This is a genomic window from Acinetobacter lwoffii, from assembly GCF_019343495.1.
Taxonomy (GTDB): Bacteria; Pseudomonadota; Gammaproteobacteria; order Pseudomonadales; family Moraxellaceae; genus Acinetobacter; species Acinetobacter lwoffii_P.
Genome location: NZ_CP072549.1, coordinates 1486669 through 1512797 on the forward strand (window position 1 = coordinate 1486669; position 26129 = coordinate 1512797).

The following is a 26129-nucleotide window of genomic DNA, read 5'->3' on the forward strand; positions in this document are numbered from 1 at the left end:
TTTAACGTTAGCTATCTTCTCTCCTCTCGCTTAATTCACAGCTCTTACACTCCTCTGCAATCCCTGCTGAATATCCTCGACAAACCCTTCAGGTGAAGTCTGTTGCTCCATTGCTCGGCTGTGTTCTTGTTCAGGATAGTATTCCTCCAGCACATCTAAGCCTTCCTCTATATCCGTTTCAAATCGCGCATTCGCAAAACCCTTCCTTGCCGTAAAGTCCAAAGCTTCCTGATAAAACCCAGCTTGTTTACTCTGCTCATCAATTTGTCTGGCTTGAGCAATCGCATCATTCAAGTTAATCCCTTCCCTTAAGGTCAGATCCACGTAATACACCGGCTGACGATAGCTTTGTGTGGTGCTTTTGCCTCTTAAAGTCAGTTGCAAAGGCAGACAAGACAATAAGCCTCCTGAAGCTGCGTTGTAATAACTCAGTCGTGCAGCCAAAGTCCGAATACTGTTAAAGCCGGTGGTTCTAAAGATGAAGGTGCCAAACTCATCCGAGTCATCCAGGTTCACATGTAAACGTCCATAAGGTTTGCAGTTGCCACCTTGAGCCAGAGGACATAAATCTGGCGATGGACAGGGATGCTGCTCGACGCCTTGGTTGGTTAAACGCTGACAGGTTTCACCATTCCCTACACACACTGGCCGTCCTGTCTGTCGGTCAAACAGGCTGTATTCCGCACGTAGGTTTAAGTCAGGATCATTAAAAATCATTCGCACGGGAATGGTTCTCAGTTTTTGCCCTGTAGCCTGACTGCGTAGCTGTTCATCCAGTGGATGTTTCACCCATCCTTCTTTGCTTTGGATTTGGGACGTAATGGTGAACTGATCATCCTTTTCAGGCAGACGTTTGCCGTTCTTTTCGACCATCCGACCAATACTGATACGTCCTAGAGCCGGTGGTGTAATCGCTAAACCTTTAATCATTCTATTTTCCTCAATTTGATTTTTTTACAGATCATCCACCTTTATGTAGATCACCTGATTCAATAAATATGTATATAGCTCGCTACAAAAGCCGCGACCGTATTGCCCTCTATTCCTAGCGAATGGAGGGCGGGGAGCGGTTTTTGCGCATCGCTATTCAAATGGGCTGAAACAGGCTAGTCGGTATAGATGTTGAATCGACGACCGCCTTGCTTCTGAAGTGGATAAAGCTCAATGAGTTCAGGCTGATGCTGAAGCAATGCTTTGGTATTCAGACTGATGGAATCCTTAGCTTTTTTCCAGACCACCGAGCCATGAGCAAAGGTGGCTCGTTCAGCATCTTTCATTAACATCTGGATGTGATGCTTCAGCTGGTCAAAGCGTTCCTGCTTATGCTGAATCTCTTCTTTCATTTTGATGAGCTGATCAAACATCAAATTGGCATTTTCATTTTGCGATAGATCCTCTACGGTTAAAGGTACATGCGCTGGATAAAGTTGTTGAATCGCTTTAGCTGCGGATTCACTGGCATCGACTGATGGCGGTATATCCTTTTTCACACATTCCCAGAAATATCGTTCTGCTTTAACAATATGCTCAATCACTGATTCAGAACGAGTGACTTTAAAGATCTTGGTTTCATGCCCACAAATAAGCACACAGACATGTGCTGCCTGTTTACCAGTTACCACCAGTTGATGTTGCACCTGACAAAGCACGTATAAAGGCACACCATCACGCCACAACTTAGCACCATGCTCACCGGCAGTCTTACATTCCAGGATCTGGACGTCATCACTACCCACGACCGCATAGTCCAGATTTGCCAACATAAAGGATTTGTCTGGATCGGGATGCTGAAGCACGGCATTAACTCGTCTCACTTTATTATTGGTGTGCAGACTGTAGTACTCAGCCACCAATGGCTCTAACTGTTTGCCCCAATACAGCGGTGCAACGCCTGAGCTGTCATCATCAATGTTCTGCTGAGTTCGACCGGTCTTGATCATCCACAGTTCCAACATCGACATATAGGGATTCAACCCACATGCGGTTGCGGCATCACTACTGCCAATACCTTGCTTACGTACTTCCAGCCATTCCTGGTAATCCATGTTTTTTGTATTAGCTAAACGCTTAGCTGTCGTTGTTCGTTTAGCGACTGTATTTGATTGATTGCTCTCATTCGGAATTGGAAAATGAGTTCGTTGAGGGATATTTATCGGTGCAATCTGATTCATGCTCTGATCCTTATAAATAGTGAGGTCTGTAAAATTTTCGGCATAAAAAAAGCCACATCTGGAGATGTGGCAAAAGGGGTGTTTTCACTGGAGAAGGATCATCTGCATGACCCTTGACCATTATTGTAATAGCACTGGCTTAAATGAAACTTAAACCACTAAGCGAAGCGCCTGTTCTAGTCCACGCTGCTTTAACGCAGCACCTGCACCAAACCAAGCAGAGTCCAAACGATGATCAGTACTCATGGCACGACGTTCATGATCGGCAAACTCGGTGATTGAACACAGCAAACCATAGGCAGTATCTTTGGCAGAGCTGAGTTCTGCACCACGTCCTTGCCCATTAAACATATCCATGACTTTAGTCATGGCGCGTCCATTCGGTTCAGACTTTTCTTTGGCTGGAGTTGGAGTAGCTATATTGCGATAGAACTGAATGATGTTCTCTTCCTGATCGGCAACACTCATGCTGGTATTGTTAAACACTGCATCAAAATAGGCAGCTGCTTCTCCTTGAGTGACTTTACGTTGAGTCAGCTGTTTCATCTCATACATATGCTCATCCCAGGCACGGACTGAGATGCCCAATTGCTGCTTAACTTTGCCAGCATCAAACTTAGTACTGTGTGGCACTTTCACAACACCAGCACTGCTATTCTGCCCACGTAACGCTATCGCCAAGGTGTTATTACACACCACCCGGATATTGGTGAACTGTGCTGTGGTGGCCAACGTACCGTCACATGCAGTTGCTAATAAAATATAGCCATTACTGACATCCTTACCCTTCAGTGCTGTGCTTTGTCCCGTGCGTGCCAATGCCCAAAACTTCTTGCCACCCTTGAGTACACCCGCAGTTTCTAATTCAAAGCCGGATTGCTCAGTCAGATCCCGATAGAACTCCAAAATCTCCATAGGCTGCACTTCCTGATAACGCTGACTGACCACAGACAAGGGGGCATGAGTATCGGAACGATACAGCACCCGCTGTTCTTCATAAGGCATGATGATACTCTGCCCGCGTTCATTCTGGGCCATGTAGCTAACATCGGAGGATTCAATCCGCCAATCCATGCCTGCTTGTTGTGCCCAGATTTCAATCGGCTGATTCTGTGTCAGTTGATTACCCAGGCCATGCCAAGGGGTATCACCGATATAGGCCATTTGTTCAAGTTGATGTGCCATAATTTTATTCCTTTTTAAAATAATGTTAAAAATTGGATCTGTTCTTAATTCAGATATTGAATGGGGAACTTTTGGTAGCAGTTATGACAGAAGCACAAACTTTGCTTTGGAGATGTATTTTGCTCTGTAAATGAATTAAACAAACCACCGAGTACAGTTCCTGCAATTCCTCCAATGATGGGAGGCAAGTTCAATGACTTCGCAACAGTTGTGCCTAAGGCACCTAATGCTGCGGGTGATGCAAAATTTGATAATGTTGAATTTGCTTGTTGTATGTTTGCTTCAACAATCATGATGTCGGTTGAATGACAAAAAGGGCAATTCAAGCTCATGACTCGACTCCTAAATTCAGGGCATAAAAAAGCCTGCACGATGGCAGGCTTTAATTTCATATTTTCATGTGTACTCAAAAGAGCTTCATGATTCTCATTAGGATGTTATATACTTGAAATAATTTAGAATAGGATTCAATTTAATCGTTGATTTGTTATATAAAATCAGTACGATAAAAAAATACAAAATTGGCTTTAAAATTATGACACACATTCGAATTTCAGATTTTTGTGAAAAATATGGCTTCTCTTCACATCAAATCAGACATGTCACTCGTTCAGGAAAATTAGCTAAAATTACCGATGGCGTCATTGATGAAGAACAAGCTCTACAAGCCTTAGCAAACACTCAACCAAAAATGAAGGGGGTAATTACACTACAAAATGAAGTAACTGAATTAAAAAAACAATTGCAGAGTACACTTGATCTGAAAAACTATTATGAGGCAGAGCTTAATAAGCTTGGGATATTTCCAGCACAAATAGCTAAAATTTCACTTCACCCTGAAACGATGAAAGATTCAAGTGATCATCCAACTTTGTCTCAGGAGTGGATGAAAGATCAAATGCAACAAATACCTGAATCTGAAAGAATGTTTAAAGCCCGTAAAGTACCGATTCCTCCAGAGGCTTTTACTTCTAGCCTTCCAGATAAAAATAATAGTTTTTGATTCAATCATAATGCCGTGGTGATCAGGTAATTGAAGCTTAAATGATTACAGATCAAGGCAATGTGAATTTGTCATTTTGATATCAGATTTCACAATATAGAGAACACATCTAATGTATTGTGTTCTCTATTGAAAATTCAATATTTATAAACCTCTTCGATTTTTCGAATTAACTACTCCCTTACCAAAACTACGCATATTGGCTGAATCCTTTACTCTCGGATGTTGCTGCTCTTTTTCACCATTCACCAGATAAGGGACAACATAGTTAAGAAAGTTATAGACTTCACTGGCATTGTTACGATGAATCATACCAATTCCTAATGTTCCCATTGCTTCATAGATGGCTTTATAGTCGGAATGGTTACAGTTAAAAATATAACCACATCCATGTGTAATCTGCTCCCAACACTCACCTACCCACTGCCCCATTTCAAAATCACCTCGATGTATATTTCCATCATACATAAGCAAGAGATGGCAGTGATAGCCCTTACTCACCCCATGCTCTAATGCCCATGCATAACCATGCAAACTACTAAAGCAAGTATCCTGATCTGCGATACGCCGAAGCAATATGTCTAAAGCTTCATTAAATGCATGAATATTGTATAAGGCTTGATATTCCTGAAGAATGGATAAATCCACTCGAACCACCAACGTTCTCGCATAATGATGAATGAGTGTGGATGTATAATCAAAAAGGCTAAGTTGGTTCTTTAATTCACGTTGTTGATAATCGATCAGTTGCTGTTTTACACAGCCTGATAATGACTGGATGTAAGTCAAAATATGCCAGACAGTCATCTCATCAAAATACACAATAGAATCATAATCTGTCTGTTGAATCTGTCTGAGTGTGTAATCAATGGTCTTCACAACCTCAATGAATATCAATACTGAATTGCAATAGGAAAAATCCGCATTATAGATTGGCTTAAATGACGGAATTAGTTTTTGTAGGTCTATCATCAGGTTTTGATGATATAAATTATAACTACCCAAGCAAACCTCTTGAATGAAATGGTCTACTCCTGCCAATACTTCTGCTTCATGATAAAGCTCACCATATTGAATATTTTGATATGGAACTTTTTGGTACATTTAGGTTCTCACTGAAACATAAGGTTCATATCTAAGTGAGAGATGTAAAATTTTACTGATCATGACTCTGTAGCAGGATGTTGTAGTCATCCTGCTTAGCTGAATAGGTTCATAGACTTTGAAACATACTATAGGGTTAGTTCTGAATATTTTAACACTGTGTCATTGATACATGATGTATAGCCCATACTCAAATGGGCTATACTGTGCTAAGTGAATCACATACTCACTTAACTAGATAAGATATTGTTTATGTTTAATATATTATTTATATTTAATAATATATATTACCTGTTAAGCAAGTCACTCTGAACTAACCATTGCACCGCAGTTCCATACAGCGAGAACAACAGAAATATGGGAATGTTGCAGAAGCTAAACTTATGCCTTAGCTTTGGTTTTAACTTTAGATTTAACTGTCGTTTTAGTCACACTGCCCTTCACTAAAACTTTAGGGACTCGTACAGTAGCTTGTCGCTCATACAGCTCAATAAAACTATAATAATTTACCAATACTTCAAAGACCTGCTTTCGCCTTGACTGATCACCGATCTCAAGTAAAAAAGATTGCTGATTCATCTCAGGAACAGATGACATCAATGGAACAATGTTGAATGACGTTTTGTACCCATCCTGCTGAACAGAATCCATTTGGCTTTTCCACATCTCCCCAAATAAACGATCCATATCTTTCAGCTCCTCATACTTCCTCGCATCAAAAACTAAAATGAGATCCAGATAAGTATGCTGTCCACCATCTTCCCGCCATGCTCCAAAATATCCTGTCATACTGGATATGGGTTTCCGTCTGCGGTTACGTAAAAACATTTCAGTGATGTTTTTTGAAAAAATCTGCTGATTGACTTCCGCCCCATTTGCCCCCAGTTCAAAATGAACTCGATAGAGAGTACATTCTCTTTTCAGTAAACTTTTAACGTACGTCTGCAAGCTTTTCAGTCTGAGTTCACACTTCTTATAACAGGCTTCAATATGATCATTTGTAGCAATGACCTCATCACCCACATTAACAGCTTGGACATAGTCCACATATTCGACAGCTTCAACGACCGTTCCATTGCTATTTGTTGTTGGCACGTCCAAGTTCACTGTTACTGAATGCCGCACCTGTTTCCAGATTTTCACATTCAGCTTAGACTGCCTGATATTCGAGCGGTAATCCCGTCGAAGTTGTTTAACCAGCGCATTAAATCGTTCAGCACCTTGCTTACTGGTTTTTGCAGCCAATTGTTGCTCTACCTGCCAAAGATTCGCATTCTTTAAAAAGAACTGCACGTTGATATTCAACCGAGATAAGTAAGGGCTCGCACTTAACAAGTGTAAGTCAGGCAAGTTACTGAATATCCATAACAACTGATGACCTATACGTGTTATTGAACGCTCGATTTCTTCAGCAGACAACTCAACATTTCCTAGTCGTATTGGTAGATTAAATGCACCGACTGTAGTATCCATCACAGTCGCCATAAACATTTCTATATTTTGAATGAGACCTATAAAATTTGGAAAATCATCTAGCTGAATTGATAACTCACGATTAAAAATTTGCGAAATCTTAAGTCTGTTTTTTGCTATGACTGGTAGATGACGAACACTCCATATTTTATCATCCTCATAGCACACCAAATCCTGAAAAGATTTTCTCCCCATCATAGTCAGGTCAACAGGAAAATTACGTTCATCTAAAAGCCCAGAGGAATACCAGTATTGATTGATATTGTAATTTTGATTATTGAGGATATATTGAAATTGAATGACTTCATCTACATTCTGAAAAAAACTCAGAATCCAATATTTAAAATCCTTTATTTTTCGTTTATCTGTTGATTTCATTACTCCATCAATTGCATCTTTTTTCAACTCCTGAGCCAGCTGTTTCCCCCAGTGATGAATATGAAAAGGGCGACCAATTAAAAGCTTTTTCAACTCGGATTCAAATTTCTGAATGATTCTCTCAGCCAACTGCTCTTTTTTATTACTCAATATGAGAACAACATTGAGGTTCAATCCTGATACTAAGTCATGTTCCGTCTTGGTCATCATAAACAAGAGACCCGCAGTACCTGTTATCACCTGCTGTAACTGTGGGATACGCATCAATCGATCTTGAATAAACCCATGATCGTCAACCATTTCACTTGACTTGAATGGAAGCTGAATATTTAAGGACAGGCAATAAAGTGATTGATATCTTTCCAGCAAGGTATCAAAAAGCTGCTCCGTTGTGACTTGAGGTGGTAGCGCTGGAATAACATAATTCGGAAGAAAGCTGGTTGTACTTAAATATTGCTTCAACCACAGTACAACGTTTAAATACGTATGATGCTGAAGATGTGTACCACTACTGACTGCTGTTGACGGTAGCAAAGTCACATTTGTATTTAAAGGTGAATACAGGTACGGCTGATGATCATTTAAATATGATGGCGATTGATTCAGAGCATTCAGCATAAACCAAACTAAATACAGTTCATTGCCAATTTTAAGATAGGGCATCATCAGTGCATTCAGATCACAACTTAAACCTTCGATCTCTTGTCTGGCACACACCCAACTTGTTGCCGTACTGTTCATTAAATTGTTCTTAAACTGATCCAAAGTCAAAAAAGAATTTTGCTCAACCAAACACCATAAATACTGCAACTTTTCTAACTCATCCAGCAGATGTTTAGCCTGCTCAACACCACTCACACCTTCCTCATAAGAAACAATCATTTTTATTTTTTTAAATTTTAATACATGAAATATATCTGCAACATTAATTTTCAATTTATTCCAGCTAAAAGTGTCTAAAATGCTTATGTATCGCTGTTGTTTCATAATTTTTAAATGTATTATTACACGTATTAATTAAATTATATCTCGTTATCAAGAGATAAAAATACAATTAAAAAATATTATTTGTATTCTATAGATTCAATAATCCTCTTTATTTTTATAAAAATACAACTTTTAGATATATTAATTTTCATTCATTATCGACAAAAAAAAGCAGAAGCCTATGCTCCTGCTTTTAAAATATTATCCTGCCTCAAGCCCTACCTTTAATCCTGAATTTTCACCACAATAAAATTCACTACCAAACCCAGCAAGTCATGGATTAAAGATACGACTTCGAAGCCATCTCACCCGATGTATAAACTCCTTCCTAAAAAAACAGCCTCAGAAAATATCCTTTCTTAATATTTCCAATAAGATTTCGGGTTGATTTCTAAGCTCATGAATGATCGTTTCATCCATATAGTCAATATTTTTATATGATATTTCGCAACCAAATGCCCTTAATACAACTGAGGGTTTTGCGATTCAAGAATATAATTCAGCTTTGTAAGCTCATATTGTGTAGAAGATATCCCTTCTATTATTGTGAGTAATCAAAATCCTAATGGTGTACCAAAAAGCATCTTGAATTTTCATAAAAATCTAAGAGCCATGAATAAACATCAAGTCCATCCTGTCTTATCTGACGAAAAAAAGGATAACTAGTACTAATCATTCAGCCATGAATTTACTATATTTCCATACCACTCCATCAACCTTACTCGTTCATCCCAGTACTGAGCTCGGTTATAGGCCGAACGAATTCTATTCTGGGGAACATGAGCAAGCTGGCGCTCAATGGCATCTGGATTAAACAGATTAGATTCGTTTACGACTGTACTGAATAGAGATCTAAAACCATGTGTGGTCATCCGACCAGCATAGCCCGAACGTTTGATCACAGCTAAAATAGACTCGCTACGCATAGATTCTTTGTTATTTAAACGATGTGGAAAAAGCAGTTCCTGATTATGAGTAAGTCTCAATGCCTGAAGCTCAGCAATCATCATTTCCGTCAACGGTACACGATGCGGAAGTCTGTTCTTCATTCGTTCTTCAGGGATATCCCACTTACGCCCTTCCAGATCAAATTCTTCCCAGCGCGCTTGCAGCAACTCACTAACCCGAACGCCTGTCAGCATGATCAGAATAATGGCATGATGTGTTTGAGCATCACTTGGATATGCTCTTATCTTCCTTAAAAATTCAGGCATTTCAGAGGCAGTAAGCGAAGCCAGGTTTTTGACTCTTTTGTTCTTGAGAGCATAAACAAGATCACCTGCCGGATTATCATAGCGGTATCCATGGGCAATGGCATACTTCATGACCATGCCACAGCGAGACAAGGTACGTTTTGCAATTTCAAGCGAACCTCTTGCCTCAATCTTCTTAATGATTTGCAGAATCTCAGGAGCCTGAATCTGATTAATACGCTTATTAGCAAGAGCAATATAAAGCTCATCCAATGAAGCTCGTACATTACTGATATGTTTGGATGACCAGGTTTCTTTTTGATTATTAAACCAATCTTCTGCAACTTCTTTGAAATAGGGCTTTAAGTCTTCATGCAATACTGAACGTGAGTATCTATGCTTAAGCTCATATGCAAGCTCCCTTGCCTTTTTTAAGCTTAAATCTGGATATGGGCCAAGCGACTCAGACTTACGTTCACCATGGACAGTGACTCGCACATTCCAATATTTTTGACCTTTGGTGGTAATGATAAGGGATAAACCATGTGAATCCGAAAGACGATACTGTTTGTCTTTCGGCTGTGCTTTTCTGCATTCAGTATCTGTAAGTGGCATGTCGATTACCCATAATTGATGTATTAATGTCTGGGTAAATTTTCCCAATATTTACCCACAAAGAGCAAATATGGGGTCAAATGGGATCAGACAATATCGGACAAACAGGCATAAAAAAAGCCTTTAAACTCAATGTTTAAAGGCTTTTTTAGATTCCGATGGATTGCTTCGGAAAGAATTTTGGTGGAGGTGGCGGGAGTTGAACCCGCGTCCGCCAGCACTACGCTCGAGAATACTACATGCTTAGATATCGTCTATTGTTTTAACTCTTTGTGACCCGACGAACAGGGTACAAATCGCGATCCTCTTGATTTAGTATAAAGCCCCGAGGCTTGGCTTTATACGGACTTGTGTGCGTGCGCTTCAGTCGGACTCTCTAACCACAAGTATTCGGAGAGGCGGACAAGCTGCCCTTAGGCAGCTAGAGCGTATGATTCGTCGTTTGCGACTAAAAAATGCAAATTTGATTTACGAGAGAAAATGCGCTCTCGGCATGCATCTATGAGTTTCATCACCAGCGTCGAAGCCAGAAACACCCCCAAAGTACAAGGCAATCATAGCATAAATGTCAAAAATTACGATGTATTTTCTGAACATTTACACAACTTGATACGCTTAATTACATTATTGCGCTAATATTTTACTTTTCAAGCCAAATAACAGAAAAATTATGAGCTACCTTCTGGCCCTGGATCAGGGAACTACATCAAGTCGGGCCATTATTTTCAATGAACATGGACAAGTTCAGGCAACGGCTCAACGTGAAACGCATATCCACACCCCACATTCGGGCTGGGTGGAACAGGATGCTCAGGAAATCTGGAGTTCACAGATTGCTGTGATACAACAAGCTTTAGCGACTGCAGGTATTCTGGCAAAAGATATTAGAGCCCTTGGCCTGACTAACCAGCGTGAAACCACTGTAGTCTGGGATCGTCGAAACGGCAAACCGCTCGCCCCGGCAATCGTCTGGCAGGACCGTCGTACGTCTGATTGGTGTAACCGGCTGATTGAACAAGGCCTGATGTCCAAAATTCAGCAAAAAACAGGCTTACGGATTGACCCTTATTTTAGTGCGGGAAAATTAGTCTGGTTTTTAGAGTATGTCGAGGGAGTACGAGCACTCGCTGAACAAGGCCATGTGGCATTTGGTACGATCGATAGCTGGCTGATCTGGAATCTGACCCAAGGCGCAGAGCACGTCATTGAAGCCAGTAATGCTTCTCGTACCATGTTAATGAATCTGCAGCAACAGTCGTGGGATGAAGAGCTGCTCGAGCTGTTTAATATCCCGGCTTCGGTCTTACCGAAAATTATCTCTTCTGATTGTTATGTCGCTGACACTGCTTCTGGCTTACTTGGGGCCAATATTCCCATCACCGGCATTTTGGGGGATCAGCAGTCTGCACTCTTTGGCCAGTCCTGTTTTGAGGTGGGCAGTGCTAAAAACACCTATGGCACCGGCTTTTTTATGCTGTTCAATACCGGACATAACATTCAGCTTAGCCAGAACAAGCTGCTTTCTACTCTCGCCTGGCAAGCCCAGGACCAAACTACTTATGCCCTGGAAGGCAGCGTATTTATGGCTGGCGCTGTAGTGCAATGGTTACGCGATGGCCTCGGAATTATTCAAAAAAGCAGTGATGTGGAAAAACTGGCACACCAGGTCGAGCATAGTGACGGCGTGGTTCTGGTTCCGGCATTTACTGGACTAGGCGCGCCGCATTGGGATAGTGAAGCACGTGCCTTACTCTGTGGCATGTCACGCGGTACGACCAAAGCGCATATCGCTCGTGCAGCATTAGAATCAATCGCCTTTCAGGTATCGGATGTGCTCAGTGCGATGCAATCTGATATTGCACATCCATTGAAAGAATTACGGGTTGATGGCGGTGCTAGTAGTAATGATATGTTGATGCAATTTCAGGCCGATATTCTGAATGTACCGGTACTGCGTCCGAAAATGCTGGAAGCTACTGCTTGGGGCGCGGCCGCTATGGCCGGATTAAAAGCTGGCGTATTTTCAAACCTGGATGAAATTTCCCAGTCCTGGCAGCTGGACCGTGCTTTTGAACCCAAAATGCAAAATGACGAAAGAGAAATGCATTTAGCCAAATGGCAAAATGCCTTGAAACGGGCTAAATCTGATCTCTAAATCCTCTAGGTTCATATTTGATCATCATAAAAAAGCACTTTTAAACAGTGCTTTTAACTCCCTCAGTTCACGATTTCATTAATAGGCATAAGAAGCAATCGCTGTTGCAATCGCCTTATCTTCATCATTGACCATGGTCATGCGCATGGTGCAGCCCTTACGCCCCAAACGTAAGGTTTCTGCACGCGCGATAAAATATTTGCCACGTCCAGGCGCCAGATAATCCACCCGCATATCGACCGTCGCCAGACGCGATACTTTTTTAATGGTATCTGCAATCGTTTCCGGTTCAGCTTTTTTATACAGCTCGCCCATGGCCACAATACCACCGACACTATCCAGTACAGTTGCAGCCAGACCGCCATGCAGAATCTGGAAAGCCACATTACCAATCATGAAATCCTGCATTTCTACATAGGCCTCAATCTGGCCCTCGACCACCCGCATGGTCATGCCGTTATGCTTAAAAAAAGGAGAGCTATTAAAAGCATGTACCAGCTGGTTCAGGACTACATCAATATCCACTTTCGAGCCCAGATGTATATTACCCGTCCAGTTTCTCTCTGTCTTACTCATCACTCTGCCCGAATCCACCACAATAAAAAACCGCTAATTTATGCCCAAAAATTTGAGTTAGGGCTACAATAGAGGCCTAGTTTAATACTGATTACTGAGATTTTTATGACTTATACGTTCAATCGTCCCGCGTTTCCTGCAACTCGCATGCGTCGTATTCGTAAAAATGAACATTTACGTTCGATGGTTCGTGAAACCCATCTCGCGGCAGATCATCTCATTTATCCAGTATTTGTCCTGCCAGGAAAAAACCAGACCCAAGATATTCCAAGTATGCCGAATATCCAGCGTCTGTCAGCGGACTTGTTGTTAAAAAAATCAGAACGTCTGCTGGAACTCGGTGTCAATAAACTGGCGCTATTTCCGGTCACCCCACAAGAAGATAAAAGCCTGACTGCAGAAGCCGCATGGCGTGAAGATGGTCTGGTGCAAAACACCTTGCGTTTATTGAAAAAAGAACTGCCAGAAATGGTGCTGATTACTGACGGCGCATTAGACCCGTATACCACACATGGTCAGGATGGCATTATTGATGAGAACGGTTATGTCTTAAATGATGAAACGGTCGAGTGCCTGATTAAACAGGGCTTGAGCCATGCCGAAGCCGGTGCAGATGTATTTGCTCCAAGTGACATGATGGATGGCCGGATCGGTGCGATTCGTCAGGCCTTTGAGCAAAATGGTCATATCTATACTTCGATCATGGCCTATTCAGCCAAATATGCATCAAGTTTCTATGGCCCGTTCCGTGATGCAGTCGGTTCTGCCAGCAACTTAAAAGGCGGCAATAAATACAATTACCAGATGGATGTCGGTAACCGTGCTGAAGCCCTGCATGAAATTGCGCTGGATATTCAGGAAGGTGCAGACATGGTGATTGTTAAACCGGGCATGCCTTATCTGGATATCGTCCGCGAAGTCAAAGACACTTTTGGCGTACCAACCTTTGTCTATCAGGTCAGTGGCGAATACGCGATGCTGGCTGCGGCAATTCAAAATGGCTGGTTATCTGATAGCGTCATTTTAGAATCATTGATGAGCTGTCGTCGTGCCGGTGCAGATGGTATCTGGACCTATTTTGCTGAAGAAGCTGCGCTTAAACTGAAAGACATGAAGTAAAAGGATTTCGGCGCAATGCATATTGCCATTGTCGGCGCTGGCATCACCGGTTTGATGTCGGCGCTGGAACTGCTTGAACAGGGATGTTCTGTTACCCTTTTTGATCAACAGGCCGCCGGACAGGCTGCATCCTGGGCTGGAGGAGGAATCCTTTCCCCGATGTATCCGTGGCGTTATCCCGCTGCTGTAAATGCTCTGGCTCGACATGCCAAACCCATGTATCAGGACTGGAATCAAAAACTGCAACCTTTCACTGGCATCGATTTCCAGATTCATGAAACAGGTATGCTGATTTTTGATGAATCCGATTTTGAAATCGGTTTAAGTTATGCCAAAACACATCAGGATCCGCAGCAACAGGCAGAATTGCTTGATCAGGCTAAACTGCAACAGATCAATCCAAGAATTAATCAGAGCAAATTCAAGCAGGCGATTTATTTCCCTGAACTGGCGAATATCCGTAATCCACGGTTATTACAGTCGATCATTCACTATTTGAAGCAGCATCCTCGTGTCACCTGGCAAGAAGACTGTAAAATCACTCGGCTCAATATTCAGCAAGGCTGTGTAAAAAGTATCTCAGATGAACATAGCCAGGTTTTTCAGGCAGATCAATATGTGTTCACAACCGGAGCATGGTCGCAACACTGGTCACAGCAACTTGGTTTGGAAATTCCGGTACAGCCGGTTCAGGGCCAGATGCTGCTGTTTAAAACGCCAAAAAACTGGCTGCCGACCATGTGCATGCATAAGGTGATGTACCTGATTCCACGTCAGGATGGACATGTTTTATGTGGTTCCAGTATGCGTCAGGTCGGTTTTGACACCTCGCCTTCTAGCGAAATCCGGCAGGATATTTTACAGGCGTGTATCGAGATGGTACCGGAACTGGCAGATTTTCCGCTGGTCAAGCAATGGGCCGGATTAAGACCCAGCTCACCCGATGGTATTCCCTATATTGGCAAAATTCCCAAGCTACACAATGCCTGGGCCAATTTTGGACATTTCCGGAATGGTTTATGCATGGGGCCGGCATCAGGCAAACTACTCGCTCAACTCATCCTTAAACAAATGCCAATCGTTGATCCAGCTCCTTATGATCCTGTCCGTTTATTAGAGCCCAGTCGTTTAGTGCTTTAGGATATTATCCAGTGCTTCTTTCAGAGTTGGATAATGAAACTGGAATCCAGCCTCCTGCAAGGCTTTGGACTGTACATACTGACCGTTTAAGACCAGTTGTGACTGTTCTCCCAGCATCATTTTCAGACTGCATGCGGGTAGTGGAAGTAAGGGTTTGCGCTTCAGAATCTGGGCCGCAGTTCGTGCAAACTGGGCCTGACTACTTTTTTCTGGCGCGACCACATTAAAGATCTGCTCGGCTGTATCCTCAAGTATCAAGAATTCAATCGCACGCAGCACATCCTCTAGATGCACCCAGGTCACTGGCTGACGTCCATGACCAATCCGCCCAAACAGATTCAGCTTAATCGGCAATAGCATCTGCGGAAGAATCCCACCACCTTTGCCAAACACCACCGCAAAGCGAACAATCTTGGTGTTCTGGTTAGTATAGGACAAGGCCAGCTGCTCCCACTTCGCACAGAGTTCGGACATAAAAATATCTTGTGGCGGACTTTGCTCCGTGCAGACCTGTTCCCAGCGCTCATTGGGGTCAATGCCATAATAGCCAACGGCCGATGTTGAAATAATCCGTTTCGGTCTAATCTGATTTTTTTCTAAATAATCAAATAAATGTCTGGTGGTATCTAAACGGCTATTCAGCAATTTCTTTTTACGCGCTGCCGTCCAGCGGCCTTGACCAATACTTTCGCCAGCCAGATTGACCACATAATCAATCTGATGCTGTTTTAATTCATCCAGCTGGTTAATCCAATGAAAGTCCGGATGTGGTTCACGTTTATTTTTCTGACGGGTCAGACCAACCACCCGATAATCCCGTTCCAGTAAAAAATGCACGAGATGACTGCCAATAAAACCACTCGCTCCCGTCAACAGCACTACAGGTTTATACATTCGTCATTCTTCGCCTTATTATTTTCTTGGTTTAAATTATACGCCACTCATCTTCAGCTTTTTAAACCAAGAAGATCTTTGTAGTGGAGAATTTGTATCTTTCATCATTCAATTAATTTATGAAGATCGGGTCACAAAATGATTCATCTATATTCACTGAGGCGAATGGCCAAACATTTTCTCTGCCATACGCTGGGCCTGCTTGCCATAAAACCAGTAGGTCAGCAGATACAGCGGAATTACGATCATCAGGAACATGATCAGCACAATACTCATAAATTGTGGCTGCTGTAGATACAGCAAGAAGTCCTGCCAGGCATTCGGATTGGAACGGGTGGCGATGACAATACCGAGCAACAGAAATAATAAATTATAGCCCCAGTAAATCAGGCTAAAACCGAGGGTGAATTTTTTACGCTCTGCCTGGGTCGGCGCACGTTTTTGCTGTTTTAGAAATTTAAAAAGCACCCAAATCATGGCCACCAGATACGGAACAATCGTCAAGACTGCACCCATGCCCATCGGCAGCAAGGCTGCCAGTACACCGCAAATACAGGTAAAAATAAAACATATAACGAAAAACCAGATAAAATAACGACTTAGTGGCAACATATGCATGACTCAGTGATCTTCAACAAGCTAGTATAAAAAAAATCAGGTTTTTTTTCATTTTATTGTCAACCATCCACTATAGGGTGACGTTATATAGAGTACAAGGTACAAAAATTTGGACTGGCATCCACGAATTTTTGCTGACCTTTAGAGCTAAAGCAATAAGTCCAGTGTACAGGGAAATTTTGAATAGCAGCCAAAATCTTCATGTAACACAAATTTGACCGACGATTTCATCATCACTCGAATCGTCGGTTTTTATTTTTTAAAATTCCTATTTTTTTAAAAGCCTGATGGATTGCATGACTTTTCGATGTCTGATGATTTGGATGCGATCATCCAGTAATTTCCATACTGATCAAAATAAATTCAGCTTAAACATCACCAACAATTCGCTGAAATATCGTTTTACAAGTAGATTTTTACCTGTGCTTTTTCCTATAGTAGCAAGGCAGATATCTTGGGGTTCATTACATGGCAGTTCATTTTCTTCACACTTCCGATTGGCATCTGGGACAATTTTTCCATAACCATGACCGTGAATTTGAACATGCACAGTTTTTGACTTGGCTACTTGAGCAAATTAAAACAAAGCAGCCGCATGCTCTGCTGATTGCCGGCGATATTTTTGATGTGATCAATCCAGCTTCCAGTGCGCAAAGACAACTATACCAGTTTCTGGCCGACGCCCACGACCTGGCGCCACATATGCAGACCCTGATGATTGCAGGCAATCATGATTCCGGTTATCGGATTGAACAGGTTGAACCCTTGCTGGCCAAATTCAATGCCAAAGCTGTGGGAATCGTAGGCCGCACGGCAGAAAATACCCTGAACCTGGATCGTCTACTTATTCCTATTTATGATCGGGATAAAAATATCATCGCCTGGTGTCTGACCCTACCCTATTTACGCAGTGCCGAAATTACCGGACTGAATGAACATACCAGCAATAACCAGAACGCGATCAGTTATCTGCATCAACAACTGATTGCCGAAGCCAGAGCCCGCAAACAGCCACATCAGGCACTAATTTTAATGTCACATGCGCACATGCAAGGTGGCGAAACTTCCGACTCGGAACGGCCAATTATTGTCGGTAATGAAGAAGCGCTCTCGACGGCGCTGTTTGATGAAGTGATTGATTATGTCGCACTCGGTCATCTGCATAAACCACAAAAAGTTGGTCAGCCGCATATCCGTTATAGTGGCTCACCAATTCCGCTGTCATTTAGTGAAATCAACTATCAACATCAGGTGGTTGAGGTCAGAATTGATCCTGAACAAAGCCCGGAACAGCGCTTTCAATACGATGTTCTAAAAGTGCCACGCACCGTCGAGCTGTTCCGGATTCGGGAAAAGCTGGAAGATTTAATTGCTAAACTTCAGGCCTTGCCTGCCGGAGAAATCGAACAACTGTCGGCACGACATTTTCTGGAAATAGAATACACCACCGATGCGCCGCCACCAGTCGATTTACGCCAGCAAATTGAACTGGCTTTACCCGCCAACCGTTACCGCTTGCTGCGCATCAGCCGGATTTATCAGCAACAGGCCGAACATACGCAAGGAGATTCGAAAATTGATCTGGCACCACCGACGCCGGAATCGCTGTTTTTGAATATCTGGAAAAAAATGGGCTATGAACATGATCATTCTGTACAACAGGATTTTCAGCAACTTCTGGTTGAAGCCCAGCACGAACTTGCTCAGAAACAACAAGCCTAGGATCGGCCATGAAAATTTTACGTTTGAGTCTCAACAACCTGGCCTCCCTCACTGGCACCCATCATATTGATTTTGAATCCAGCCCTTTAACACATGCCGGCCTGATTGCAATCACTGGAAAAACCGGAGCCGGTAAATCGACCCTGCTCGATGCCATGTGTCTGGCGCTCTATAACGAAATTCCACGTCTAAAAGGTGCGACCGGCAGCCTGAAAGATGCCGGTGGTCAGGATGTTTCGATTAAAGACTCCAAGAATATTCTACGCCGTGGCTGCGTGCATGGTTTTGCCGAGCTGGAGTTTATTGCCCTGGATAGCAAACGCTATACAGCACGCTGGGAGATTCGCCGGGCACGTCAGAAAGTCGATGGCAATCTAAAAGTAGATCGTTTTATCAAGTGCATCGATGATGATACGACGCTAACGCAAAAAATATCTGAAGTTACCCCCTTAATTGAAAAACTGCTGGGCCTGAGCTTTGAACAGTTTACCCGCGCGGTACTGCTGGCGCAGTCGGAAGTTGGCGCATTTTTAAAAGCCAAAGATCATGAACGTGCAGACTTGCTGGAATATCTGACCAATTCGCAGATTTTCAGTCTAGTTAGTCAGAAAGCCGCAGAGAAATTCAGCGAAGTCAAAAACAAGCGCAACGATCTGGAAAAGCTGATCGGGCATATTGAAATTCTGTCTGAAGAAGACATCAGCGCTTTACAACAGCAGCAGAACTCTTTGTCTTTGCAACTTCAGAATTTGCAGCAATCAGAAAAACTGCTAGAAAATGAGAAACAATGGCATCTGGACCGACATAAACTCTATGCAGAAGTCCATGCCAAAAAAGAAGTCTACGAAGTACAGCAAGATGCAGTAAATAAATCTGCAGGACAGCAACAGCTACTGGAGCAGCTGGATGAATTCCAGTCGATTCGGGATCAGTTTGTGAGTCGTACCCGTCTAGCCCCTCAAAAAGAGCAGATTCAGCACCAGCACACCCAATTTACGCTGGAATTTGAAACGCTCAAACAGAGCTTTGTAGCAGAAGAAGCCAAACTTACAGCCTTACAACAACAGCAGCACCAGTTTCAGCAACACTTGGCAGACCTGAAACCGCATCTGGAGGCAGGTTTAAGGCTGGATCATGCAATTGATACGGTATCAGAGCGGTACAAAAAACTGCATGCAGAGCAAAGCCAGTTTCAAACCCTTCGTCTACAGCCTTTAGAAGAACAACTGCGACAGCAACAACAGACTTTGAATCAGCTACAAGCTCGGCAAGAAAAGGTTGCACAACAATTGGCTGAATCTGGCTTTTTAAATGTGTTCGATCTGGAGCCGCAAAGTACCTTGCAACGCATACAAGACTTTATGCGTCAGTATCAGCAACTGCAGCAACAGAATCCGGACAGCCTGAAGCAGCCTTTACCTGAACTGGAAAAAACCGTTACAGTACTTTCAGGAAATCTGAACCAGTGGATACAACAGCATCATAGTCTGGAACAGCTAGAAGAGCATCTCAAAACCATTCAGGAAATGCGTCAGCAACGCCAAGCGGAACAGCGTCAGCTCGACCTGCTGCAACAGCAGGTACAACAAATCGTTCAACAATCACAAGAATTTGAACAACTGCAATCTGCTGTAAATAGCCAACAGCAGCAACTAAAAATGCAGCAAGAGGCCGAACAGGCACTACATCAGCAGATTCAGGCTGAACAACAGGCCTATGAACACCTGGAACAAATACTTGCCCAGCAACGTTTATTGCATGCGCAAAGTGTGCAGGATCTTCGTGGCCAGTTAAAACCGGATGAGCCATGCATGGTCTGTGGAAGCCCAGCCCATCCTTTTGTCGATGCCGTCCATGAACATCTGGAACAGAGCCTGAACCAGCTACAGGAGCAACAGTTACGGCAGGCAAAACAGCAGCTCGATCAGCAACTGCAATCTCAGCAGCAGCAACGCATTGAAATGTCTAAAGCACAAACAGTAATTGAGCAACAGCAACAGCGTTGCCAGCTCCTGCACAACCAGATTCAACAATCCTCTGCTGACTGTAAATTTCAACTACTTAAACTGGAAGTGATTACCGAGCAGCACCACGATCTTGCTGCATTCACCGCGTTACTGGAAAATCATACCCAGCGTCTCGCCCAGCAATTAGAATTATCGCAACAGCAAGAACATCAGCTCCAACAACAATTACGGCAATGGCGTCAGCAACAACAGCAATTGCACCAGTTACAACTGCTTCTACAGCAACGTCAACAACTGAACCAACTGATACAACCTGTTTTAAGTGTACTGCCCGAGCAGTACCAGTCGCAGCCGCCTATGGCTTGGTTATCTGAGCTACAGCAACAATTGCAACAACGTATGCAGCAGTTAGCAGTACAAAAGCAGCTGGAATCCGATCTTCATCAACAGCAGCAGATATTGGAAAAGAACCAGTATCTGCTGCAACTAGAACAGCAAAATTTTGCTCAATTGAGCCAGGCTTTAGAACAGTTGATTCAGCAAGGCAAAGACCTGCGTCAACAATTGGCTGAACTGACCGAACAACATGCAGGACAAGTCTACCGTGTCGCTGCAGAGTGGCGCGATGCATTGGATCAGCAAGCCAGGACCTTAACAGACGCTTTAGAACAGCAACGTCAGCACACGGCACAGGCTGAAAAACAGTGGCATCAAACCCACTTAAAACTGCAAGAATTTATCAGCCAACTTCAGCAGATCGATCGGCAATTGACCCAATATCAACAAGATATTCAAGCATGGCAAGCAGCACATCCGCAAGTGACGGCAGCTCAAATTGAACAGTGGCTCAGTATTGACCTGAGTAACCATCAACGTATCCGTCAGAATTTGGCTAACCAGAAACAGGCACTCGAAAATGCCAGAACAGCCTGGCAATTACTGGAAGAACAATATCAGGCTCATTTAAAGCTGCAACCAGAACATGAATTTGAGGACATTGAACAAAAGCTTGGCATGCTGCATCAGGAAAAAATAACGCAGCAAGAAGCACTCAATGAGACTAATGCCAAACTGCGTATGAATGCCAATAATCAAAACACCTATGCCAAATATCAGCAGCAAATCGAGCAGATCAAAGCCGAAGAATATCGCTGGGGTCGTATTTACGACCTGATCGGACATAAGGAAGGCACCAAGTTCCAGAAAATTGCACAGGAACATCATCTGGATATCCTGGTGGAATATGCGAATCAGCAGTTGCAGCCATTGGCACCGCGTTATCAGTTGCATCGTATTCCGGACAGTCTGAGTCTGGCGATTATTGATCTGGACATGAACAGTGAAGTCCGCCCTGTACTGTCGCTATCGGGGGGTGAAACCTTCCTGGTTTCATTGGCTTTGGCTTTAGCAATTGCCAATATGGCCTCCGGCTCCATGAAACTGGAATCACTGTTTATTGATGAAGGTTTCGGGACGCTCGATCCGGCATCCTTACATATGGTCATGAATGCACTGGATCATTTGCAAAGTCAGGGCCGTAAAGTCGTCTTGATCTCGCATGTACAGGAAATGCATGAGCGCATTCCGGTCCAGATTCAGGTCAAACCAGTTGGTGCAGGTGCGAGTACCATTCAGATTATAGGCTAACGATGAGTCACCCTGCCCCGAACACGCTCTCGCCCTATTTCAGCCTACAGCTTGAGAGCCTACGGGGTATCAGTGCCATTGTAGTGTTGTTCAGTCATTGCTTTCAGGCATTTATTGCGCCTTTCGATACCAGCATTTATTCATGGATACGCCTGCTTGGGCAGGCTGCAGTCATGATTTTCTTTGCCTTAAGTGGCTATCTGATCGGCTATTCGATTCAGCACAACATTCATCAGCATGGTCAGTTCAATCTGCACCGTTATGCCCGACAGCGTTGCAGCAGAATTTTACCACCCTTTCTGTTTGCCATGGGGTTGACGCTGCTTTTATATCTGCTTGCTCCACTATTATTTGCCAGTCATACTCATGCTTTTCAACACAGTTTTGGCATGATGATCCGGACTGACTATAGTGTAGACATGATGGAGTTTATTGGCTCTCTGCTGTTTTTGAATGGCTTCGTCACGCCAACGGTTTCAGCCAATGCCCCGCTCTGGAGTCTCAGCTTTGAAGTCTGGTTTTATGTGCTGGCCGGCATTCTGCCTTTTTTGAAAGATTCAGAAATGGCTAAAATCGGCTTTTTTATCATTTTGGCTGTACTGTCAGTCCTGAATATCCAGTTTTTTATTTATTTTTTGGTCTGGCTTAGTGCCTTTGCCTGTTCATTTCGATATATCCAGCTACGTTTTTTAAACCGCTTACAATCGGTCAAATTAGCCCTATTCGGCTTGGCATTTTTAATCGCCTGCTTTGATGCTTACCAGTTTCAAGTGATTGATGAGGCCCAGCAATACCGTGCTGCGAATTTTGCCCCTTTTAATTTCTGTGTGGGTTTGGCCTTTAGCTGCTGGCTGGTACAGCTCCAGCATCAACGTAGTCACTACCATCCGGTCTGGGTTCAATCCGCAGACTTTTCCTATACCTTGTATGTCACCCATTTCCCCTTACTTTTATTTATTTTGGGCTGTATTCCGGCAACTTTAGGCTATGGTCTGGGTGGAGCAGTTTTAGCCTTGCTTACGAGCATGTTCGGCATAATAGTCTTTGCCTGGCTGATGGCTAAATGGCTCGAACCAGCCAGAAAAAAAGCGTTATCCAATACCCTGCGATAACGTTTTGCTGCAAAAAACTGACATTAGTAGTTTATACATCTTTTTTAGGCCGTGCACCAAATAGGGCTGTGCCAACACGAACCATGGTAGAACCCGCAGCAATCGCTTCGGTCATATCCGCAGACATGCCCATACTTAAAGTATCCCAATCTTCAGGATGTGCATGCTGAACTTTGACTGCATCAAATAAAACTTTGGCATCAGCAAAGGCTTGAGGATTATTCGGTGCTGGAATCACCATCAGGCCACGTAAACGCACATTCGGTAGTTGGCTGATCTGTGCCACTAAATCTGCAACTTCTGCCGGCTGGCAACCATCTTTGGTATCCTGACCATCAATATTCACCTGAATACAGATATTTAGTGCAGGCTGATCATCTCCACGCTGATTGGATAAGCGCTCGGCAATAATCAGACGATCCACCCCATGCACCCAGGCAAAATTTTCTGCCAGATGCTTGGTCTTGTTACGCTGCACATGACCAATAAAATGCCATTCAATGTCCAGCTCTTTCAGGGCCGTGATTTTTTCCAGCGCTTCCTGCAAATAGTTTTCACCAAAAGCATGTTGCCCGGCCTGATACATATCAGCCAGCACGCTACTTGGCTGGGTCTTGGAAACGGCAAGCAGTTGCACCGCATCTGCTTCGCGGCCCGCCTGAATACAGGCAGTTTCAATTTGCACTAAGACCTGATTTCGTGACTGTTGCAACATATTCATTGATGGGGTTCTCATTTCATTCATCTTTTTTTCCCTTGCCCATGAACTAAGTGTTGGTTAAGCTGTGGGAAAGCCTTATTATTCTATCAAAATAATTAACATTTTAATGAACTCGGGGACCTTATGGATATCACAGAATTGTTGGCATTTTCTGCTAAAAATGGTGCGTCGGATTTACACTTGTCTGCGGGCTTACCGCCAATGATTCGTGTCGATGGGGAAGTTCGTCGCATCAACCTGCCAGCATTAGAACACAAAGAAGTGCATAAACTCGTTTATGACATCATGAACGATAAACAGCGCCGTGATTTTGAAGAAAATCTGGAAACTGACTTTTCTTTTGAAGTGCCTGGCGTGGCGCGTTTTCGTGTCAACGCATTTAACCAGAACCGCGGTGCCGGTGCGGTATTCCGTACCATTCCCTCTAAAGTACTGACCCTTGAAGATCTGGGCATGGGACAGATTTTTAAAGATATCTGTGAATATCCACGTGGTCTGGTACTGGTCACAGGTCCAACCGGTTCGGGTAAATCAACTACCTTGGCGGCGATGCTGGATTATATTAATGACAACCGCTATGACCATATTCTGACCGTCGAAGATCCGATCGAATTTGTGCATCAGTCCAAGAAATGTCTGATTAACCAGCGTGAAGTGCATCGTGATACGCATGGCTTTAATGAAGCATTACGTTCTGCATTACGTGAAGATCCGGATATTATTCTGGTCGGTGAGATGCGTGACCTTGAAACCATTCGTCTGGCTTTAACTGCGGCAGAAACGGGTCACCTTGTTTTCGGCACCCTGCATACCACCTCAGCGGCCAAAACCATTGACCGTGTGATCGACGTATTCCCTGCTGAAGAAAAAGACATGGTACGCGCCATGTTGTCTGAATCCCTACAAGCCGTAGTTTCACAGGCTCTACTGAAGAAAAATGGCGGTGGGCGTGTGGCGGCGCATGAAATCATGATCGGTATTCCTGCGATCCGTAACCTGATCCGTGAAAACAAAGTCGCACAAATGTACTCAGCAATTCAGACAGGCGCCAACTATGGCATGACCACACTGGACCAGACCCTGAAAACACTGGTGTCCAAAGGTTTGATCAGCCCGCAAGTTGCACGTACTGCAGCCAAACAGCCAGAAGCATTTTTATAAAAAAATTGAATTGTATTGGGGTTTATATACATGGATTTTAACGGCTTACTCGATTATATGGTGGAGAAAAAAGCATCGGATCTGTTCATTACTGCCGATGTCGAACCGTCCATCAAGATTAATGGGCAGATTTTACCGATTGGTTCGGTAAAATTACCCGGTGCGGCAGTAGGACAACTGCTCCATTCCATCATGACCGAAAAGCAGCGTAAAGAATTTGCTGACAGTCGTGAATGTAACTTTGCCATCAGCACGCCGGATAAAAGTGCCCGCTTCCGTGTCAGTGCCTTTCAGCAACGAGATCAACCGGGGATGGTGCTGCGTCGGATTGAAACTGTTATTCCCACGATGGATGAACTCAAGTTACCGCCGATTCTAAAAGAACTGGCGATGACCAAACGTGGCATCATTATTTTTGTCGGGGCAACGGGTACCGGTAAATCAACCTCGCTGGCGTCTTTGGTCGGTTATCGTAATGAAAATTCCAAAGGTCATATCATTACCATTGAAGATCCGATCGAATTTATTCACCAGCATAAGGGCTGTATTATCACCCAGCGTGAAGTCGGCATCGATACGGATTCATTTGAAATTGCCCTGAAAAATACCCTGCGTCAGGCACCAGACGTGATTCTGATCGGTGAGATCCGTTCACGTGAAACCATGGATTATGCGATTGCCTTTGCCGAAACCGGTCATCTGGTCTTTGCTACCCTGCACGCCAACAACGCCAACCAAGCGATTGACCGGATTATCCATTTCTTCGAAGCAGACCGACATAATCAGCTGTTCATGGACTTGTCCCTGAACATGAAAGCCATTGTGGCACAGCAACTGATTCCAACCATCGATGGTAATGGTCGCCGTGCAGCGATTGAGATTCTGATTAACTCACCACTGATTGCCGACTTGATTCGTAAAGGTGATGTGCATGAGATCAAGGATCTGATGAAGCGTTCCCGTGAACTGGGCATGCAGACCTTCGATCAGGCGCTGTATGATCTGTATAAAGCCAAACAGATCAGCTATAAAGATGCACTGAAACATGCAGATTCACCAAACGACCTGCGTTTGCAAATCAAACTGTCAGAAGAAGGTGGCAGCCATTTATTGCGTGCACATTCCAATATCACCTTTGACGGTCAGTCCTGATCAGATTGAGCGCATAAAAAAACAGGCTTCCCATGA

Annotated in this window: 20 protein-coding genes and 1 other RNA gene; 9 read left to right on the forward strand and 12 right to left on the reverse strand. The window is 43.5% G+C overall.

Annotated features, from left to right (window positions below; all coding sequences use genetic code 11):
• Positions 1-30: 30 nt before the first annotated feature.
• The 4 genes from J7649_RS07000 to J7649_RS07015 all read right to left on the reverse strand — a co-directional run bounded on the left by J7649_RS07000 (position 31) and on the right by J7649_RS07015 (position 3688).
• Entirely contained in the window at positions 31-930 is a 900-nt protein-coding gene (locus J7649_RS07000) for a recombination directionality factor (RefSeq protein WP_219309995.1), read from the reverse strand.
• 176 nt (positions 931-1106) lie between these two features.
• Entirely contained in the window at positions 1107-2171 is a 1065-nt protein-coding gene (locus tag J7649_RS07005) for a YqaJ viral recombinase family nuclease (protein WP_219309997.1), read from the reverse strand.
• Positions 2172-2321: 150 nt separating this feature from the next.
• Positions 2322-3356 carry a DUF932 domain-containing protein gene (locus tag J7649_RS07010; protein WP_219309999.1) on the reverse strand — a complete coding sequence of 345 codons (1035 nt, stop codon included), beginning with the start codon at positions 3354-3356 and terminating at the stop codon, positions 2322-2324.
• Between the two features lie 44 nt (positions 3357-3400).
• Entirely contained in the window at positions 3401-3688 is a 288-nt protein-coding gene (locus J7649_RS07015) for a hypothetical protein (protein WP_219310001.1), read from the reverse strand.
• Positions 3689-3891: 203 nt separating this feature from the next.
• On the opposite strand from J7649_RS07015, the gene J7649_RS07020 reads away from it, so the two are divergent.
• Positions 3892-4359: a hypothetical protein gene (locus J7649_RS07020; protein ID WP_213686948.1), complete on the forward strand. Its 468-nt coding sequence runs from the start codon at positions 3892-3894 to the stop codon at positions 4357-4359.
• A gap of 144 nt (positions 4360-4503) precedes the next feature.
• Here the strand turns inward: J7649_RS07020 and J7649_RS07025 are convergent, their stop codons facing one another.
• The 4 genes from J7649_RS07025 to ssrA form a co-directional block, all read right to left on the reverse strand.
• A complete protein-coding gene (locus J7649_RS07025) occupies positions 4504-5463 on the reverse strand; it encodes a YagK/YfjJ domain-containing protein (protein ID WP_219310003.1) in 960 nt (319 codons plus the stop codon).
• A 381-nt stretch (positions 5464-5844) separates the two neighbouring features.
• On the reverse strand, positions 5845-8250 hold the full coding sequence (locus J7649_RS07030; RefSeq protein ID WP_228738670.1) for a hypothetical protein: 2406 nt from the start codon (positions 8248-8250) through the stop codon (positions 5845-5847).
• A gap of 719 nt (positions 8251-8969) precedes the next feature.
• Positions 8970-10109, reverse strand: coding sequence for a tyrosine-type recombinase/integrase (locus J7649_RS07035; protein WP_219310008.1), 1140 nt, complete (start codon positions 10107-10109; stop codon positions 8970-8972).
• A 181-nt stretch (positions 10110-10290) separates the two neighbouring features.
• Positions 10291-10649, reverse strand: a transfer-messenger RNA (tmRNA) gene (gene ssrA, locus J7649_RS07040).
• Between the two features lie 130 nt (positions 10650-10779).
• Between ssrA and glpK the strand changes: the two genes are divergently transcribed.
• Positions 10780-12264, forward strand: a complete 1485-nt coding sequence (glpK, locus tag J7649_RS07045) for a glycerol kinase GlpK (protein WP_219310010.1) — start codon at positions 10780-10782, stop codon at positions 12262-12264.
• Positions 12265-12342: 78 nt separating this feature from the next.
• Here glpK and J7649_RS07050 read toward each other — a convergent pair whose 3' ends face one another.
• Positions 12343-12840, reverse strand: a complete 498-nt coding sequence (locus J7649_RS07050; protein ID WP_004646146.1) for a thioesterase family protein — start codon at positions 12838-12840, stop codon at positions 12343-12345.
• A gap of 105 nt (positions 12841-12945) precedes the next feature.
• Here J7649_RS07050 and hemB point away from each other — a divergent pair, with 105 nt between their 5' ends.
• Together hemB and thiO are read left to right on the forward strand one after the other, a co-directional pair.
• Positions 12946-13959 carry a porphobilinogen synthase gene (hemB, locus tag J7649_RS07055; RefSeq protein ID WP_219310012.1) on the forward strand — a complete coding sequence of 338 codons (1014 nt, stop codon included), beginning with the start codon at positions 12946-12948 and terminating at the stop codon, positions 13957-13959.
• A 15-nt stretch (positions 13960-13974) separates the two neighbouring features.
• Entirely contained in the window at positions 13975-15099 is a 1125-nt protein-coding gene (gene thiO, locus J7649_RS07060) for a glycine oxidase ThiO (protein WP_219310013.1), read from the forward strand.
• On the opposite strand, the gene J7649_RS07065 is transcribed toward thiO, so the two are convergent.
• Together J7649_RS07065 and J7649_RS07070 are read right to left on the reverse strand one after the other, a co-directional pair.
• Positions 15088-15993 (reverse strand): TIGR01777 family oxidoreductase, encoded by a 906-nt coding sequence (locus J7649_RS07065; RefSeq protein ID WP_153566756.1) that lies wholly within the window; start codon positions 15991-15993, stop codon positions 15088-15090. The genes thiO and J7649_RS07065 overlap by 12 nt on opposite strands.
• Before the next feature lie 153 nt (positions 15994-16146).
• Positions 16147-16605 carry an ABZJ_00895 family protein gene (locus J7649_RS07070; protein WP_219310014.1) on the reverse strand — a complete coding sequence of 153 codons (459 nt, stop codon included), beginning with the start codon at positions 16603-16605 and terminating at the stop codon, positions 16147-16149.
• 474 nt (positions 16606-17079) lie between these two features.
• Between J7649_RS07070 and J7649_RS07075 the strand changes: the two genes are divergently transcribed.
• From J7649_RS07075 to J7649_RS07085, 3 genes are read left to right on the forward strand one after another with little or no spacing between them, the layout of a single operon-like run.
• On the forward strand, positions 17080-18333 hold the full coding sequence (locus J7649_RS07075) for an exonuclease SbcCD subunit D (protein ID WP_005104783.1): 1254 nt from the start codon (positions 17080-17082) through the stop codon (positions 18331-18333).
• A gap of 8 nt (positions 18334-18341) precedes the next feature.
• Positions 18342-21947, forward strand: a complete 3606-nt coding sequence (locus tag J7649_RS07080) for an AAA family ATPase (RefSeq protein ID WP_219310015.1) — start codon at positions 18342-18344, stop codon at positions 21945-21947.
• Positions 21948-21949: 2 nt separating this feature from the next.
• Positions 21950-23059: an acyltransferase family protein gene (locus J7649_RS07085; protein WP_219310016.1), complete on the forward strand. Its 1110-nt coding sequence runs from the start codon at positions 21950-21952 to the stop codon at positions 23057-23059.
• A gap of 31 nt (positions 23060-23090) precedes the next feature.
• Here the strand turns inward: J7649_RS07085 and J7649_RS07090 are convergent, their stop codons facing one another.
• Positions 23091-23780: a YggS family pyridoxal phosphate-dependent enzyme gene (locus J7649_RS07090; protein WP_219310069.1), complete on the reverse strand. Its 690-nt coding sequence runs from the start codon at positions 23778-23780 to the stop codon at positions 23091-23093.
• Between the two features lie 123 nt (positions 23781-23903).
• Between J7649_RS07090 and J7649_RS07095 the strand changes: the two genes are divergently transcribed.
• Together J7649_RS07095 and J7649_RS07100 are read left to right on the forward strand one after the other, a co-directional pair.
• Positions 23904-24941 carry a type IV pilus twitching motility protein PilT gene (locus J7649_RS07095; protein WP_004279279.1) on the forward strand — a complete coding sequence of 346 codons (1038 nt, stop codon included), beginning with the start codon at positions 23904-23906 and terminating at the stop codon, positions 24939-24941.
• Between the two features lie 30 nt (positions 24942-24971).
• Positions 24972-26093, forward strand: coding sequence for a PilT/PilU family type 4a pilus ATPase (locus J7649_RS07100; RefSeq protein WP_004279277.1), 1122 nt, complete (start codon positions 24972-24974; stop codon positions 26091-26093).
• Positions 26094-26129: the final 36 nt, after the last annotated feature.